The organism is Salinivibrio sp. ML198, from assembly GCF_001996015.1.
In the GTDB taxonomy this organism is placed as follows: domain Bacteria; phylum Pseudomonadota; class Gammaproteobacteria; order Enterobacterales; family Vibrionaceae; genus Salinivibrio; species Salinivibrio siamensis.
Genome location: NZ_MUEZ01000001.1, coordinates 95,107 through 111,432, shown reverse-complemented (window position 1 = coordinate 111,432; position 16,326 = coordinate 95,107). Strand labels below are relative to the sequence as shown.

The window sequence follows — 16,326 nt, the reverse complement described above, 5'->3', positions numbered from 1 at the left end:
CCGCCACGTATCAACGGTTATTTATTGCTTACTGCGTGCTGAGTAGAGCACAACAGGATTAATCGATCAGTCCGAGCTTTTCTTCGGTGATGGTCATCGCTTGCGTGAGATGACTGTCGTTACGATGTAGCTTGGTCAGTAGGCTTGCGCCTAGCCATAACTGATACAAGGTCGTGGCGGTGGTCAGTGCGGCTTTATCGTCAAAGACATCACCCGCTTGTGCAAGAGTATCAGCTAGGCTGCCAATTAATTGGTCGGTGCCATCGCGCAGCGCTAATCGCATTGGTTCGGATAAATCCGCCACCTCTGCACTTAACTTCACCACTAAGCATGTTTGCACCGGATCTAGGCTGCAATACTGGGCTTGCCAGCGACTAAAATAGCTGTGTACGCGCGCAATTGGCGAAAGTGTTTTGTCGGTCAGTAGGCGATTCACATCGGCAACATAGCTCGCGAAATAGTGATCTAACACCGCTTGGCCGAATTGTTCTTTCGACGCAAAATAATGGTAGAAAGACCCTTTAGGTACGCCAGCTTGTTTTAGTATCGCGCTTAGGCCGACGCCGCTAAAGCCGAATTGCGCCATCACGCTCACGCCCGTTTCCAACAAATGTTGGTGAGTGGCGTTGTGAGTGCTGGTTTCTTGGGTGCTGCTCGATTTCATGTGGGGTAGCATAATTAAAATTAGACCGGTCGTCTAGTGGTGAGAGACATTTTTTATCTTGCCGTGGTTCGGCGGCATAAATCAGGCCGGTATGCTGTGCGAAATCGCAGTTTGTGTCGGATTTATTACGTTGTTCACAATTTGAACGGCACACCATGGCACAGTGGAAAAAGTGTGCTTTACTGAAATTGTCAGCCGAGCTGACACACAATTTGGTAGATGATTAGCGCGCAGTGACGCGCCACATAATGCGTTAAGTCCCCGTTAATGTCAGGCGCCCATGATGACACCTTGTTAGCCGCCAGCCAGGCAATTAACACAAGACCATGCGGTGAGGACGCTCAACGTAGTGAGCACACGGGGCAATGTAAAAACAGGTTCATTGACCAACAACCAACAAGGAATGCATCTCGAAGCCGCTCAGCAGAGCGGCTTTATCTTTTGTAGGCCTCGCGCCTGACCTATTGGGTGCGTATTTAGCGCCCTGATCCGTCTGTTTTCTCTCCTTATCGCTGCTTGACGGTGATCGAATTTGCTTTCCGGAACGAAATAATATAAGACTATGAATTGGCGCTGCATTCGGCGCTTGGCATCAATATCGTTCATTAATCTGATTGAGAGGTGTTCGATGAACAACAAAAGCAGACGTTTGTGGTATTACTACAAAACAAAGTCGAATAAGACTCGCCCAGTTAAAGCGGCTGGGTCAGCGTAATCAAGCGTTAGTCAGGCAACCGATCGGTTGCCTTTTGTCGTTCTAAGCGATTGAAAAAATCACTAAGCCATTGTGCATTGTCGAATTTTTCGTCTAATCTTATCGGTAAAGCTTTAACAAGCGCACTGACCCAAAGAGGGGCGCGGGAGGGACGATGAATGTACTATCTTTCCAGCATGTCAATGAATTGATTGATGAAACGATCACGCTCATTGATGGAACGGATACGGAATATGCAATGACGCTGGCGCGTGTCGACACCCATCCTGGCCACGGTGATGAGGTGGGCGGGCACACGGTAGAAAATTTCAGCCTGGTGTTGAAAGGGCCGGAAGACACCCGCTTTCCGCAAGGAAATTACCTGCTTACCCATCCCGCGCTTGGAGAGCAGATCCTACATATGCTCCCCGTCGGGGATGCCACCTATACCATTAACATCAACACGCAAGCCTGATCTTTCTTTGGTCGCTCTCTGTTGCCCATTGGGCATTATAATAGTTAGCGGCCAATGCTGATTAAATAACCGCCAGTCAATGAGTTACTTTCGCCTTTTCATAGATTAGTCACGGAAATTGAGTAGAATAAGACCGCTAAGCTAGCAGTAGGGGGGTCATATGTTTGCCTGGCTGAGTGGCTTATTTGAAAAGGAACAGCTGCAATCGTTTGTCTGGGTGAGAGACATCATGGCGAGCAATCCCAAAGGGAGCTACGCCAAGTATAAAAAGTATTACGATCGCCACGTTGATCGCATTCTTAAGGGTTATCACAAAGACTTTCTTCGCTTTGAGAAATTCGCCGCCCGTAATTACAAATACAGCGACCAATCGATTTTTATGGCGATAAAGGTTGCTAACTATGCCTATCAGCTTGGACAGCTGAAAGTGGCCGCTTGCATAACGGCGGCTGTGATTTCGGCGTGTAATCGTGCAAAAACAGGCGAGTCACAGGTTCACCCTAAACTGTATCGCGCCACCGTGGTGCTGCATAAAAAAGTGCTCGAAACGGGTAAGGCGAATAAGACAGAGAAACCGAAGACACCAGCGTGACGACACGGTGTTGGGTAAATTTTGCCCACTTAACAAAAATGTCATATTCCTATTCAGCCCCCGCCATGGCTGAATAGGTGATACTTGTCACGTTTTTCCCTTCTTTGACTGTAACAATTTGTTCTGGTCATTCATTCGCCACACTGATAGAGTCCCCTCCCTCACACACCTTGTGAGCGAACTAATGCTTAAATCTACACAAAATAATGACCGTCTCGTAGCCGTGTTTACTATCGGCTTTGTTGCTGTCTTCCTTGCCTTTGCCTTGTTTGACCTGAAACACTTCTCTTCTGTTATCCAGTCTCTGTTTGCTGAGTCTGCCAACCTTTTTGGTTACTGGTGGCAGTGGTTGATGGTGATCAATTTCGTGCTGGCGCTTGCTATCGGCGGCAGTAAATTTGGTAAATTAAAACTTGGCGCCACGGATACTGTCTCAATGAGTCGTTTCCGTTGGGTTGCGATGATCATGTGCACCCTGCTTGCGGGTGGTGGTGTTTTCTGGTCAGCCGCGGAACCTATTTATCACTTCATGACGCCGCCCCCGGCGCTAGGTGAGATGGAAGCGGGTGTGATGGAAACCGTCGCTCCTGCCCTGAGCCAAAGCTTTTTCCACTGGGGCTTTTTAGCCTGGGCAGTATTAGGCACCTTGGCAACCATCGTACTGATGTATGCCCACCATCAAGCGGGTGTACGCCTGCGCCCTCGTGCGTTGCTGTATCCGTTGCTCGGCGACAAGCTAGAAAACCACTGGTTAGGCTCTGTGATTGATGCCTGCTCTATCATTGCAGTCGCAGCGGGTACCATCGGTCCGATTGGCTTTTTGGCCACCCAGCTTGGCTACAGCTTGGAAAGCTTTGTGGGTATCGAAAACACCATGCCAATGCAGATGCTGATTTTGGCTGCAGTCGTGGCGATTTACTCTATCTCCGCGTTTACCGGTATGGATAAAGGTCTGCAATGGCTGAGCCGCATGAATGTGATTGGTGCAGCCGTGTTGTTGGGCGTGGTGATTGTGCTGGGTCCAACAGGCTTTATCTTTGAGCAGTTTGGCTCAGGCTTTAGCTACTACCTCAGCAATATGCATACGCTAGCACTGAATACCGATAACGGTAGCTGGAATGCATGGTGGACTTGGTTCTTCTGGGGTTGGTTTATTGGTTTTGCGCCGATGATGGCGATCTTTATCGCGCGTATCTCGAAAGGCCGCTCGATTCGTGAACTTATCTTCGCCGTTGCGATTTGTGCGCCGATTGCGACTAACTTCTGGTTCTCGGTACTGGGTGGTACGGGTATCTTTTATGAGTTGCAATCGCCTGGTAGCATCTCTGGCCCAATGGCGGATGCGGGTTTGCCTGCGATCTTGATTGCGTCCTTGTCACAGCTGCCTTACAGCGTGGTTCTGATCCCAGCCTTTATGCTGCTGACCACCACCTTCGTGGCGACCACGGGTGACTCAATGGCGTATTCTATCGCGATGGCCGTATCAGGTGATAACCAGCCAACTCGCCGCCATCGTCTGTTCTGGGCGATTGTGATGGGTGTGGTTGCCGGTGTGCTTCTGCTTGCCGGAGACGGTGGCTTGAATGCGCTTCAGTCGTTTATCGTGATCACCGCCGTGCCTGTGTCTTTCTTGATTGCCTTCACCTTTATCACCGGCCCAATTGCGGTGATGCGAATGCAGCAAGAGAAAGAAGCGAACTTGGCGTTACAGCCGGCGACTGCCAGCTAGTAAGGCCTGAGTCTGTTAATGAGAAAAGCGCCGAGTTATCGGCGCTTTTTTTTGCTTATTGGATAGGGATCATCGCGTTATTTGGGCTGCCACTGTCCGCTGGTGACGAGTTTATCCATCACCTTATCGACGGCGACTTGCGCTTTAGCGACGATTTCATCCACTTCGTTGGGGGTGACCACCAAGGGTGGGGCAAAACCAAGAATATCGCCATGTGGCATCGCACGCGCAATCAGACCTTGCTCCATACAGGCTGCGGCCACTTGTGGGCCCACTTTAAGGCTAGGGTCAAAGTGGCTGCGGTTGGCACGATCAGGCGAAAACTCGAGAGCATGGAGCAAGCCCACCCCGCGGCTATCGCCAATCAGTGGGTGATTGGCAAACGCGGCTTTCATCTTCATTTGCAAATATTCCCCCGTGGTCGCGGCGTTTTGAGTCAGATTCTCGCGCTCAATGATATCGAGGTTACACAGTGCGGCTGCCGCGCCCAGTGGGTGGCCAGAGTAGGTGTAACCATGGCCAATCGCGCCCCACGCATCGGTGCCGTCTTCCAGTACATCCCATACCTTGTGACCGATCATCACCCCAGACAGTGGCTGATAGGCGGAGGTTAATCCTTTGGCAACGGTAATCAGATCAGGCTTCATGTCGTAGTAAATAGAGCCAAAATCACTCCCGATACGGCCAAAGCCACATACCACTTCGTCGGCGATCAACAAGACATCATACTTATCCAGTACTTTGCGAATTGCCGCCCAGTAGCCCTCGGGAGGTGGCACAATGCCACCGGTGCCGAGTACAGGTTCGGCAATCATCGCTGCGACCGTGTCGGGCCCCTCCGCAAGGATCATTTTCTCCAGTTCATCGGCACAGTGTTGCGCGAATTCAGGCTCTGTCATGCCGCTGTCTTCACGGCGATAATAGTAGGGGGCCATGGTATGTTTGATGCGCTCGATGGGCAGATCAAAGTGCGCATGGAACAGTGGTAACCCCGTGAGTGACCCTGATGCCACGCTGGAGCCGTGATAACCCCGATCCCGAGAGATGATTTTCTTTTTCTCAGGCTTGCCACGCGCATTGTTGTAGTACCAAACAATTTTAAGCTGTGACTCATTGGCGTCGCTGCCCGACATGCCGTAATAGACTTTGCTCATGCCCGGCGCCATCTTGATCAGCCGCTCCGATAAGGTCACGAGCGCTTCGTTGGTGTGGCCCACATAGGTGTGGTAATAGGCTAGCTTTTTCGCTTGCTCATAAATGGCGTCGGCCATTTCTTCACGGCCATAGCCGATATTGACGCAGTAGAGCCCAGCGAAGCCGTCAATCAGCTCAATCCCTTCGGAATCGGTGATGCGAATACCTTTGCCTGTCTCAATCACTCGGCCTGGCATTTCGCCGTGCGCATACTGCTTCAAGTGGGTTGAAGCATGGAATACGGTGTTTCTGTCTTTTTCCAACAAGGCTTTTGTTTCTGGACGCATGATCAGTCTCCTTATCCGTCAGCAAACCTGAATTAGCTGCCGCTCACCGTGGGCAAGCCACCTAAACAGTAGTATTTGATTTCACTAAATTCGTCGATGCCATAGCGGCTTCCTTCACGGCCCAAGCCCGACTGTTTGACGCCACCAAATGGAATAGGGTGACCGGTCATCTTCACTGAGTTGACACTGACCATGCCGACCTCAAGGCCGCGCAGACAGCGCCAAATATCTCGAATATCATTGCCATAGATATACGCCGAGAGTCCGTACTCGGTATCGTTACCCATCGCAATCGCCTCATCCAGATTGTCGTAGGCAATCACGCCCGCCACAGGACAAAAATTCTCTTCTTGATACACCAGCATATCGGGCGTCACCTTGGTGATAAGCGTTGGGGCAAAGAAGTTTTCGCCTAGGTTGGGGTTGAGTTTTCCGCCCATCACGGTCGCGCCTTTGGCAATGGCGTCATCGACAATGGCTTGGGCTTTATCCACGGCACGAGACGAAATCAATGGGCCGATATCTGTGCTGGGCAGCAAACCATTACCCACTTCAAGTTCATCCATTAATGCGGCGAAGGCATCGACAAAGGCTTGATGTTTGTCGCGCGGGACTAAAATTTTGTTGGCGGCCAAACAATCTTGTCCCGATGTTTGAAACTTGGCATCGATGGCCGCGCGCGCCGCTTGTTGAATATCCATATCAGGCAAGACAATAAAGGGCGCATTGCCGCCAAGCTCCATGGCACACTTTTTCACGGTTTGGGCGCTTTGCTCGAGCAATAAGCGGCCCACACGCGTTGAGCCTGTAAAGCTCAGCGCTTTGACTTTGTCACTTTGACAAAGCTGGGCCGAGACCATGGGCGCGTCACCCATAATCACGTTAAACACCCCTGCAGGGATCCCGGCACGTTCTGCGAGCTCCGCCAACGCCAGCGCAGAAAAGGGCGTTTCTTCTGCGGGCTTGACGATCACACTACAGCCAATCGCGAGCGCTGCTGCTGCCTTACGGGTGATCATCGCGTTAGGGAAATTCCATGGGGTGATTAAAGCTGCCACCCCAATGGGCTCACGTAGTGTCGCCAGATGGGCGTTGGGAATGTGGCTAGGCATGGTGTCGCCATACACGCGTTTCGCTTCTTCGGCAAACCATTGAATGAACGACGCGCCGTAAGCGACTTCACCCTCGGCGTCGCGCAACGTTTTGCCTTGCTCGAGCACCATCAAATGCGCGAGATCGTGTTGGTTGTCCATGATGAGGTCATGCCATTTCATCAATAGCTTGGCGCGCGTTTCGGCGGACTCGGCACGCCACAGATGGAAAGCGGTGTCGGCGTCATCAATGGCTTGATTGATTTGCGCAGCATTGAGTGATGCGGTGTAACCGAGCACTTCGCCCGTTGCCGGGTTGAGCACGGGTGTATCTGAATCGCCATTGACCCATTTACCATTGGCATAGGCAAGTTGGCGAAATAGACGCTGATCGTCCAGGTACGCGAGAACGTCTGAACTGGCTTTGCCGGCTACATCATGACGCAATGCATTGGCTGCGCTGCCAGTGTAGTTAAGATCGCGTGATTGGAATACGGTCATACTCCCTCCTGATTCAAAATCGCCACGCTGCCTATCAGCGTTTGCCCACTGTTACTGTATGCAATGAGTAAAAAAGAGGTTTTTTGTTAAGAAGGGGGATTAACGAAATTTTTTCTGGAACCATGCAAGAACAGAAGAAAATTTTCTGATAGTGATAAAAATGCTGAATTGGCGTGCTAAAACCATGGGAGATAAGCCGTTAAGTAATGAATAAGGCGCACGAGAAATACCGTGCGCCTTACCGTTATTATTGGCTGACATCAAGGGTAACACCGCTGAATGTGCGGTACGCTCGAATGCCAATCAAGACCTCATCGCCAGCATTGACCTCAACCTCACAGCGTTCATTGTTGCCACTGGTGTATGGGCGACACTGGTACTGGTTTTGGTCTGGTTTGGTGCCTTTTTGTACATACAAGTCGGCATCTCCCGTGCCACCATACATGCGCACGGTGGCGCTACCTGTTTGTGGCGCGGTATAAGCGAAGTATTGCCAGCTACTGCGTTGACCGCTTAGCTCGGTGCGTGGAAAGTCGTTAACACTACCCACGGTAAAGGCTTTGCTTACCGAGTCAGTCAGCCCTTGGTCATCGGTGACGGTCAGTGTCACGGAATAGGTGCTAGCGCTGCCATACTTATGTGACGCTGTCACGCCAGTCGCTTGATAGCCATCACCAAATTCCCATTGATAACTGACGATGCTGCCATCGCTGTCATTGGCGCCATTGGCGTCAAACTTACAGCTTAGTGCTGTGCATTGGCCTGTAAAGACGGCATTCGGCGCGCCTCCCGATTGATGATCGCCTTGCGGAGGGACATTATCAAACTCACCGGCCACTTGTGGCCAAATCTTGTCAATGCGTACCCCTTGGTTTTCACAGCCGCCAAAGTGGTGAAGCGCTATCACATTGTGGCTGTCTTTTGCGAGTACGGGTGAGCCCGATGAGCCGCCGGTGGTATCACAAAAATAGCCTGTATCCGTGTTGCTGCCTCGACCATTCGTGATGGCGACGTCAATCTGGCATATTCCACCACTGTTTTGGTCGCTTTCAATCGAGAGTTCTTTCGGGTTACCTGCGCCGTGTTGCGGAATAAAAATGGTTTCGCCACGTTGAGGTTGGCGCACATCAAGTCCCATATAACCGAACTGCGCCACTTTGGCGAAGTTGTTCACGCTAAATAGGGTGTAATCGAGGGTGTAATCGGTGTTGAGTAGTTGCGCGCCAGTGACTTTTACCACATCAGTAATTTGACCACTGCCACAGGTGGGGCGCTGATAATTAAACCACACTTCGGTGTTGGCAAGCTCGGTCTGGCTTTCGACACAGTGATTGTTGGTGAACATGTGATTGTCTGGCCCTACACGCCAGCCGGTGCATAAGCCACTGCCATTCATTAATAAGCGCGCCACTGGGCGACTGCGCTCATATTCTTCTGGGTGACTGTCCTGCCAGCAAGCGACGTCTTTGCGCTCATTGATACCACAGGTTGAGAGTTGACCAACCTCTTGCTCGGCGATGATTTCATCACTGGGATCGCCCGCTTTATAGGTATCGATACGCAAGGCATGTTTTGATTGCCATTGTGTGCCAGCGGGGAGGGTGAGCGTGACTCTTGCGGTGTCGCCATGCACTGACATGGCAGAAAACTGATTCACACCGTCTTCGCCGTTTTCTGCGTTGAAGGTTCTCTGACCATTGGCTTGCATGGTGTAACGATATTGCTCTTGACCATCTTCACTGCTCACCGTGACATAGGCCCCTTCTGGTAAAGAAAATTGTGAAAAATGCACCTTAATAAAAGCCGCGTCAGTCTGATGTACCGTGATGGTTTTTTGGTAAGGGCTTGTGAGTGAAAATGCCTGGAAATTTGGCGGTGGTGTAAGGTCGGCATCCAGTGCGAACTGACTGGCGATTTGGATTGGGCTGAGTGGGGTGTCACCCATGCTCGCCAGTGCCGATGATGAACAAAGTGTTATTGCTGCGAGAGTTGTACAAACTAAGAACGGTCGTTTCATGATTTCCTCTATTTTCCGTGAGTGTCAATGTGCAAACGTCACAGTGATAGAGGCTAGTGAAGGTTTTATTGATAGGTGAATTTGTTTGTCTGTAATGTTGGACAAATCATGCCGTGATGTAACAGGAAGAGATATGTTGCTAAAAAGTTAATGGCCCATGCGTCAATGTCATTGAGTACTAGCAAACAAGGACAAGCAATGATTAGCCATTGGCAGCAACATCTGGTGTTTCAAGTGGTAAGGTGAGGGCTGGTCGCTTCACCTGTTTGGTGACGATATAGGTGTAGTACTGTTTGATGCCAAGGTCATCGGTCAACCAGCTGTCAATCAAACGCTGATAATAGTCGATATCAGTGACACCAAGACGAAGGATATAGTCTATCCCACCGCCCGTCGCCCAACACTCTTTGACATCGTCGCAGTGCTGCATGGCACGTTCGAAACGTTGAAAGCTGTTAACATCATGCTGGCCAAGGGTGATCTCGACCAGCACAGTGTTAAGTTTTACCACCGCATCTGGATTGATACGTGCGCCATAGCCCTCGATGATACCTGCTTGCTCAAGCCGTTTTACCCGCTCCCAGCAGGGGCTTACAGACAGGTTGATCGCCTGTGCGAGGTTAGATTTGGTAATACGACCATCTTGCTGCAAGATCTGCAAGATTTTGATATCAAATTTATCCAGCTTCATGGCCCCTCCGCTAAACAGGTTCGGCAATCACCGCAAAGGTATCGCCGATATAAATCCGTCCGAGGTGACGTTTGGCCAGTAAAATACCGTCGCGCTCGGCGTAGTAGGGGATGGGTTCGGTCCCTGTACGCTCAATATTATGCACTTTGCCAATTAAATCACCCTGTTTGATGGTATCGCCTAAGTGGACAGAGAACTCAATAATCCCAGCGTGCTCGCTTTGTACATAACAATGTTTATCTGGTAACTCGAGTTTGATAGGGGCGATGGGTGGGTGACGGTAGTCGTCTTGTAAGATCCCTGAAAATACCAAGAAGTTATGAATACCACGTTGGGTAATCGCGATGGAGTCTGGTGTGCTGGTGCCGCCGCCGCCAAGCTCTGTGGTGACAAAAATCTTACCTTGTTGCTCTACCGCCGTGTCGTACATGCTGGTGGCATCCATTTCAGTGGTTTGCACTTGATAGGGGGCACCAAACAGGCGAGCACCTTCGGCACAGGCGTCGGCTTGCTGAAGATTCTCTAAGCGGTGGGACGCCGCATAGGGAATAAGATCTAAGGTTTTACCGCCTGAGTGAATGTCTAAAGCGGTATCGCACTGTGGGATTAAATATCGGGTGAAGTAATCGGCAATTTGTTCGGTAACACTGCCGGTTGGTGAACCAGGAAAAGCGCGGTTCATGTTGCCTTGATCCCAAGGGGAAGTGCGTGTGCCTGCGGTCACGGCGGGCGCGTTCATCATCGGTAAGATGATCACACGGCCTTTGATATCGTTTGGCATCAGTTGATGGCAGGTATTGAGTAACGCTGTGATGCCCTCGTATTCATCCCCATGGTTGCCGCCCGTCAGCAGGGCCGTTTTCCCCTCACCGTTTTTAACCACAGTGATCGGAATAGTGACACAGCCCCATGCGGATTGGTCGTGTGAGTGAGGCAGTTTAAGAAAGCCATGCTGTACACCATCGGCATGAAAATCGACGGTGGCTTCAATTGCGGTGGGTTCCATAACCTCTCCTTGTGATCTGTTGTGACGCTCAATCCGGCGGAAACGGGTAAAGTTTAATTTTTAAATCATCACGTTATGAGTGTAGCTAAAAATAGTAACGAGGCTGAACAGAAAAGGGCACAAGTATGGTGCCCGTATCTGACGCGATGTACCAAGCTAATGTTTGACAAACAACTGGCGCGGTAGGTCGCACAAGGTTTGTGCACCATCGCGGGTGATCACAATGCTTTCTGTGGTTTCCATGCCCCAGTCTTTCATCCAAAGCCCTGGCATGAAATGAAACGTCATCCCCTCGCGCAATAGGGTTTGATCACTGGGTCGCAAGCTCATGGTGCGCTCGCCCCAATCGGGTGGGTAGCTTAACCCTATCGGATAGCCACAGCGCGCGCCTTCCCGATCAAACCCATAGCGCAACAAGGCATCATTGAGGGCATTGGCAATGTCTCCGCATGTGTTGCCGGGCTTGGCGACCGCGAGACCGGCTTCTAGTCCGGCCTGTAGCGCCTCGTCAGCACGGAGGAACTCATAACCCGGCTCTCCTAAGAAAATGGTACGAGAGAGTGGGCAGTGATAGCGACGATGCACCCCAGCGATTTCGAAGAAGGTCCCTTCTCCCCGTTTAAATGGGCGATCGTCCCACGTTAAGTGAGGCGCAGCAGCATCACCGCCTGAGGGCAACATCGGCACGATAGCGGCATAATCCCCAAAGTGACCGTCATGACCGACCACCGCGTGTTTATTAATCTCTGCCACCAGTAAATGCTTGGGTAAGCCGGGCTCGATCATCTCAAAGGCGACACGGTGCATATTCTCCACGATACGCGCAGCTGTATGCATGTAGGTGAGCTCTTGATCAGACTTGACCGCGCGGCACCAATTAACCAGCCCGGTAGTATCGACGAGGGTCGCCATTGGCAGATGTTCTTTGAGCGATTCAAACGCCGTGGCGCTGAAATAGTAGTTGTCTTTCTCGACGCCGATGCGGCCACGATCCCAATAGCGTTCTGCCAGCACATAGTTTGCCAAGTATTCCATGGGGTGCAGGGGCGGATTCATCACGTAATGGTCAGGGTAGTAGGTGATGCACTCGGCACTCATATAGACAGTACGCAGCGCGCCATTCGCGTCTTGGACACGTCCGAACCACAAAGGGTCACCCGTTGCGCCAATCACTACGCACTGAGGCACATAGAAAGACCAGCCATCGTAACCGGTTAGCCACGCCATGTTAGATGGATCGTGCACTAACAAGGTGTCGATCTCTTGTTCTTCCATGGCATAGCGAACCTTGGCTAAACGGGCGCTGTATTCTTCGTAAGAGAACTTCAATACAACGTCGCTCATACGCGTGACTCCTGTTCAATACCACGACTGTGGTGCTTATAAACGTACTACTGACCGGTAATCAAACTTGGATCAAGTATGATTACCGGTGCAGAAAGGTGCCGTCTTTCGGTCTTGTTATCGAACAAACGGAGGAAGCGCTGGTGTTGCGCGGTCCTGTCTAGGCGACTCTACTGTCTGCTGTGGCTCATCGTTCATGCGGCCATGTGGCTCGCTCACCGGATAAGATTTTGTTTCGCCTCTAGTTAAGTGTTAAACCATGGAGTGAAAACCCGTCAAGTTTTATTAGCAACAAATTTGTCACTAAACTGCCAATCTGTGCAGACAGGCAAGTGTTGGCGTGAAGCGGGAAAGCGTGGGAAGGGGATACGAAATACGCGAAAAGAGCCTAGTGCTGGTTTATGGGGCAAGCGCTAGGCTCTTATCAAGTAAGATTATATTGGTAGATTACTGCTTTTTCAGGTGATACATCTCAGCAAGGTCGCCTTCGATGGTTTCGCCGTTCATGTCTTGCATGATCACCTGGTTTTCCGCCACAAAGAAGTGGTTAGGGCTGTCAGTCAGGCCTTCAAGGATCACGACACTGCCTGTTTCATCCCACTTGAAGGTGCCCGATTCTTTAAGGGCTTCTCCTTCTTTGCCCAGATAGGTTTTGGTGAGTGAATACGTGTTGTCTGGGTTCAGTGTTAGTGTGGTATCAATACCCTCACAGTCGGCGCAGGGCACCACACCTTGATACGTACCATTCCAGTCTAGTGATAGTTTTGCATTGTGGTGATCAACCATCTCGTTGACAGCATCACCTGCTGCATCAACCGTATTCTCGGCGCTATCCATCGCTTGTTCTGCGCCTTCTTTCACTGCATTTTGGGCATCGTCTAAGCTAGATTCGACTTGCGACTGCGCTTCTTGGGGTTCGTTGGTTTGCTGTTCACAGCCGACAAGTGCGACAACCAGTGCCAGTGGTACAAGTAAATAGGTTTTTTTCATGTTTACCTCGTTGAATCATTGTTTAAAGCTAAATTGGTGCTGGGAGCCAGCGATGAATGGCTCCATGATAGGTGTTTGTTGCGCTTGGGTGTCATTATTGCGCTAGCATTAAGTCAGAGTTAGCCAATCAACGTAAAGAAACCGTCAATAGATTACGGTGATCGAATCGGCTTCCTTTTACGTTAGTAGTCATGTCTTGTTAGTCTACTCGATGAAAACCAAGTGAATATTACCCAAACGCGTGACAATAAGGAGCGATGATGCAACAACACAAAATTTTGATGGTGCTGACATCTCACGATGCCATGGGCGATACGGGACACAAGACAGGCTTTTGGCTTGAAGAGTTCACCACCCCTTATTACGCGTTTAAAGATGCAGGGGCAACCGTTGTGGTTGCGAGCCCTGAAGGTGGCGCGGCACCGATTGACCCAAACAGCGAAGCAGAAGATGCGCAATCGGAATCTACTCGCCGCTTTGATGGCGATGCTGAGCTGCAAGATATGATTAATAACACCGTCAAGCTGAGCGGTGTGAATGCGTACGAGTACGACGCGATTTTCTATCCCGGTGGACACGGCCCATTGTGGGACTTGGCGGAAGATCCAACATCTCGTCAGCTGATTGAGACCTTCTATTATCAGGGCAAACCCGTTGGTGCGGTATGCCACGGTCCCGCCGTGTTCCGTCACACGCGTTCAGATCGCGACGAGCCTTTGGTGCAAGGTAAACGTGTAACCGGCTTTACCAACGGTGAAGAAGCTGCGGTTGGCCTGACTGAGGTGGTGCCGTTTTTAGTTGAGGATATGCTCAAAGAAAATGGCGGCCTTTACGAGAAAGCGGATGACTTCACTTCGTATGTGGTCACCGATGGCAACTTAGTGACAGGGCAAAACCCAGTGTCGTCTGAAGCGTGCGTCAACGCGGTGTTGGCGTTGCTAAAGTAAGTCATATGATAGTCCCTAGATGAAAGCGCCTGCGGGCGCTTTTTTTGTATCGGACGAGATTACTAGGGGTGTTTTTTATTCAATGGATTCGTGTAGATTAAACACGACACGGATAGAAGAGCACGTCGCATGAAAATACTCATCATTGAAGATGACCACGACCTCAGCTTAGCGATTTCAGAATATTTAGAGCTGCATAATATCGACTGTGATTTTGCTTATAACGGCGAAACGGGTATTCAGCTTGCCAGCCAGCAGGTATTTGATTGTGTGATACTCGATAACATGCTGCCCAAAACACAGGGTATGGCGGTTTGTCGAGAGCTGCGCGAACAGGGCATTGATACCCCGGTGTTAATGCTGACCGCGTGTGATGCGGAAACCGACCAGCTTGAGGGTTTTCGCGCTGGCGTGGATGATTATGTGGTCAAACCTTGCACCATGCCCTTGTTGCTCGCACGTTTACAAGCCTTGCATCGGCGTCATCAACCGGTGCGAGAATGTATTACCATCGCCGATCTGACGATTTACCCCAAAGAGCATATCGCGTCGCGCGGTGACACGCCGCTTAAATTGACCCCCATCGGTTGGAATATTTTATTGTTGTTAGCGCGCCGTTCACCCACTGTGGTGTCCAAAAGCGATATTGAAGAAGCGATTTGGGCTAGCGAGGATGTGCGCCAAGGGACCATTAACGTGCACCTTCACCATTTGCGAAAAGTGGTTGATAAGCCGTTTGCAAAAACGCTGATCCACACCCATGTCGGCATTGGTTTGTCTCTTTCTGAAGCCGCGCCGGTATGAGCCAAAGTCCGGTTCGAAGCCTCGCAGCACAATCGCGCCGCCAGCTTTTTTTGATGGCGTTGGCGATCTTTATTGGGCTGTTGGCGCTTGTCACCGTGTTTAGTTTTTATCAAATCAGTCAGGCGGGCAAAAACTACATGCGGCTCGATGCTATCAAGCTCGAGCAAAAGCTGGCCGCCGATCCTAACTATCCATTGCCCCAAAGCGACACTGTTAGTGCGTATCGAGATTGGCTTGCTATCCCAAAATCGGTGCGTGATTTGTTTTCCTCAGAGCCGATACAACCCGATGATCCAGTTGAAATTCAGCGTATCAACGATAGTGGATCACGCGAGTATGGCTATTTGTTGTACTCCGACCATCATCTATCCCAAGGCCTGTACTTGGTCGAATTTGAAGCGGCAGAAAAAATCGAGGCATTAGCCGCCATGATTGTCGAGCGCTCTTTGGCCGATGCCAGCGTGTTAATTGCCGCTTTTATGCTGGTGCTTGTCACCGTGATTGGGCTGTTGTTCAACAATGCATTGAAGCCACTCAAAGAGTTGGTGGCATGGTCGGCGCGAGTAAAAACACACCCTGATCAAGCTATCGATGTGCGCTTTTCGGTACGTGAAGTTAACCAAATCGCCGACCACTTGATGGCCTCGCTGCAACAGGTGCGTGAGCATAACCAACGAGAGCAGCAGTTTTTAAAGCATGCTAGCCATGAGCTGCGCACGCCCTTGGCGATTATGCAGGCTTCCTTGGATACCTTGTCACTACGCATCGGTGAAAAGGATGCCAGTTATCCGGCATTACAGCGTGCCTCGCGTGCCAACGCCAATATGATGGCGCTGTCTGAATCACTGCTTTGGCTGGCAAGGCAACATCCAGATAAGGTTCGCCAATCAAAGGTCGACCTTGGCTCGCTGTGCGCAACTTTGGTGGATGAGCTGGCGTATCTTACAGCGCATAAGCCAGTGACTGTCCATATCGATAATCACAGTGATCCTATTTGTATCGAGAGGGAGTTATTTCGCATTGCGAGCGCCAACCTGATTCGCAATGCGCTCACCTACAGTGCGTCCGGCGTCATTGAGATTAAGATCACCAGCGGACAGTTTTTGATTGCCAACCCCATCGATTCAGACTTGGACGAGAATCAGCTGGGATTTGGCCTAGGTCTACAGCTTGTTGAACGCATTGCCGGTCAGCTCAACTGGCATTTTGAATTTCAGTGCGACGCTCAGATTGCTAGAGCGGTTATCAATTGGGAAGCCGCGCACAATTTGAGGGAGCGAGCTTAAGGTTTTCTTAATAC

At 50.7% G+C, this 16,326-nt stretch carries 14 protein-coding genes; 6 read left to right on the top strand and 8 right to left on the bottom strand.

Going from position 1 to position 16,326, the window contains the following annotated elements:
• Window positions 1–58: 58 nt before the first annotated feature.
• Complete coding sequence (locus BZG25_RS00450; protein WP_108744000.1) at window positions 59–664, bottom strand: TetR/AcrR family transcriptional regulator; 606 nt, start codon at window positions 662–664, stop codon at window positions 59–61.
• 869 nt (window positions 665–1,533) lie between these two features.
• On the opposite strand from BZG25_RS00450, the gene BZG25_RS00445 reads away from it, so the two are divergent.
• The 3 genes from BZG25_RS00445 (at window position 1,534) to BZG25_RS00435 (ending at window position 4,154) form a co-directional block, all read left to right on the top strand.
• Window positions 1,534–1,833 (top strand): DUF6916 family protein, encoded by a 300-nt coding sequence (locus tag BZG25_RS00445; RefSeq protein WP_077638308.1) that lies wholly within the window; start codon window positions 1,534–1,536, stop codon window positions 1,831–1,833.
• 160 nt (window positions 1,834–1,993) lie between these two features.
• A complete protein-coding gene (locus BZG25_RS00440; protein WP_077578377.1) occupies window positions 1,994–2,425 on the top strand; it encodes a hypothetical protein in 432 nt (143 codons plus the stop codon).
• Window positions 2,426–2,609: 184 nt separating this feature from the next.
• Window positions 2,610–4,154 carry a BCCT family transporter gene (locus BZG25_RS00435; RefSeq protein ID WP_077638307.1) on the top strand — a complete coding sequence of 515 codons (1,545 nt, stop codon included), beginning with the start codon at window positions 2,610–2,612 and terminating at the stop codon, window positions 4,152–4,154.
• Window positions 4,155–4,231: 77 nt separating this feature from the next.
• On the opposite strand, the gene BZG25_RS00430 is transcribed toward BZG25_RS00435, so the two are convergent.
• The 7 genes from BZG25_RS00430 to BZG25_RS00400 form a co-directional block, all read right to left on the bottom strand.
• Window positions 4,232–5,635, bottom strand: a complete 1,404-nt coding sequence (locus BZG25_RS00430; protein WP_077638306.1) for an aspartate aminotransferase family protein — start codon at window positions 5,633–5,635, stop codon at window positions 4,232–4,234.
• A 32-nt stretch (window positions 5,636–5,667) separates the two neighbouring features.
• Complete coding sequence (locus BZG25_RS00425; RefSeq protein ID WP_077638305.1) at window positions 5,668–7,227, bottom strand: NAD-dependent succinate-semialdehyde dehydrogenase; 1,560 nt, start codon at window positions 7,225–7,227, stop codon at window positions 5,668–5,670.
• A 247-nt stretch (window positions 7,228–7,474) separates the two neighbouring features.
• Complete coding sequence (locus BZG25_RS00420; protein WP_077638304.1) at window positions 7,475–9,244, bottom strand: PKD domain-containing protein; 1,770 nt, start codon at window positions 9,242–9,244, stop codon at window positions 7,475–7,477.
• Between the two features lie 202 nt (window positions 9,245–9,446).
• Window positions 9,447–9,935 carry an Lrp/AsnC family transcriptional regulator gene (locus BZG25_RS00415; protein WP_077638303.1) on the bottom strand — a complete coding sequence of 163 codons (489 nt, stop codon included), beginning with the start codon at window positions 9,933–9,935 and terminating at the stop codon, window positions 9,447–9,449.
• A gap of 10 nt (window positions 9,936–9,945) precedes the next feature.
• Window positions 9,946–10,941: a N(2)-acetyl-L-2,4-diaminobutanoate deacetylase DoeB gene (gene doeB / locus BZG25_RS00410; RefSeq protein ID WP_077578373.1), complete on the bottom strand. Its 996-nt coding sequence runs from the start codon at window positions 10,939–10,941 to the stop codon at window positions 9,946–9,948.
• 156 nt (window positions 10,942–11,097) lie between these two features.
• The gene (doeA, locus tag BZG25_RS00405; RefSeq protein ID WP_046075758.1) at window positions 11,098–12,285 is read right to left on the bottom strand and encodes an ectoine hydrolase DoeA; all 1,188 of its coding nucleotides are present in this window, start codon (window positions 12,283–12,285) and stop codon (window positions 11,098–11,100) included.
• A gap of 447 nt (window positions 12,286–12,732) precedes the next feature.
• Window positions 12,733–13,275 (bottom strand): copper resistance protein NlpE, encoded by a 543-nt coding sequence (locus BZG25_RS00400; RefSeq protein WP_077638302.1) that lies wholly within the window; start codon window positions 13,273–13,275, stop codon window positions 12,733–12,735.
• Between the two features lie 260 nt (window positions 13,276–13,535).
• Here BZG25_RS00400 and BZG25_RS00395 point away from each other — a divergent pair, with 260 nt between their 5' ends.
• The 3 genes from BZG25_RS00395 (at window position 13,536) to BZG25_RS00385 (ending at window position 16,312) form a co-directional block, all read left to right on the top strand.
• Window positions 13,536–14,222 carry a type 1 glutamine amidotransferase domain-containing protein gene (locus BZG25_RS00395; RefSeq protein WP_077638301.1) on the top strand — a complete coding sequence of 229 codons (687 nt, stop codon included), beginning with the start codon at window positions 13,536–13,538 and terminating at the stop codon, window positions 14,220–14,222.
• Between the two features lie 129 nt (window positions 14,223–14,351).
• Window positions 14,352–15,026 carry a response regulator transcription factor gene (locus BZG25_RS00390; protein WP_077638300.1) on the top strand — a complete coding sequence of 225 codons (675 nt, stop codon included), beginning with the start codon at window positions 14,352–14,354 and terminating at the stop codon, window positions 15,024–15,026.
• Complete coding sequence (locus BZG25_RS00385) at window positions 15,023–16,312, top strand: HAMP domain-containing sensor histidine kinase (RefSeq protein WP_077638299.1); 1,290 nt, start codon at window positions 15,023–15,025, stop codon at window positions 16,310–16,312. The genes BZG25_RS00390 and BZG25_RS00385 overlap by 4 nt, the downstream gene beginning before the upstream one ends.
• Window positions 16,313–16,326 lie beyond the last annotated feature (14 nt).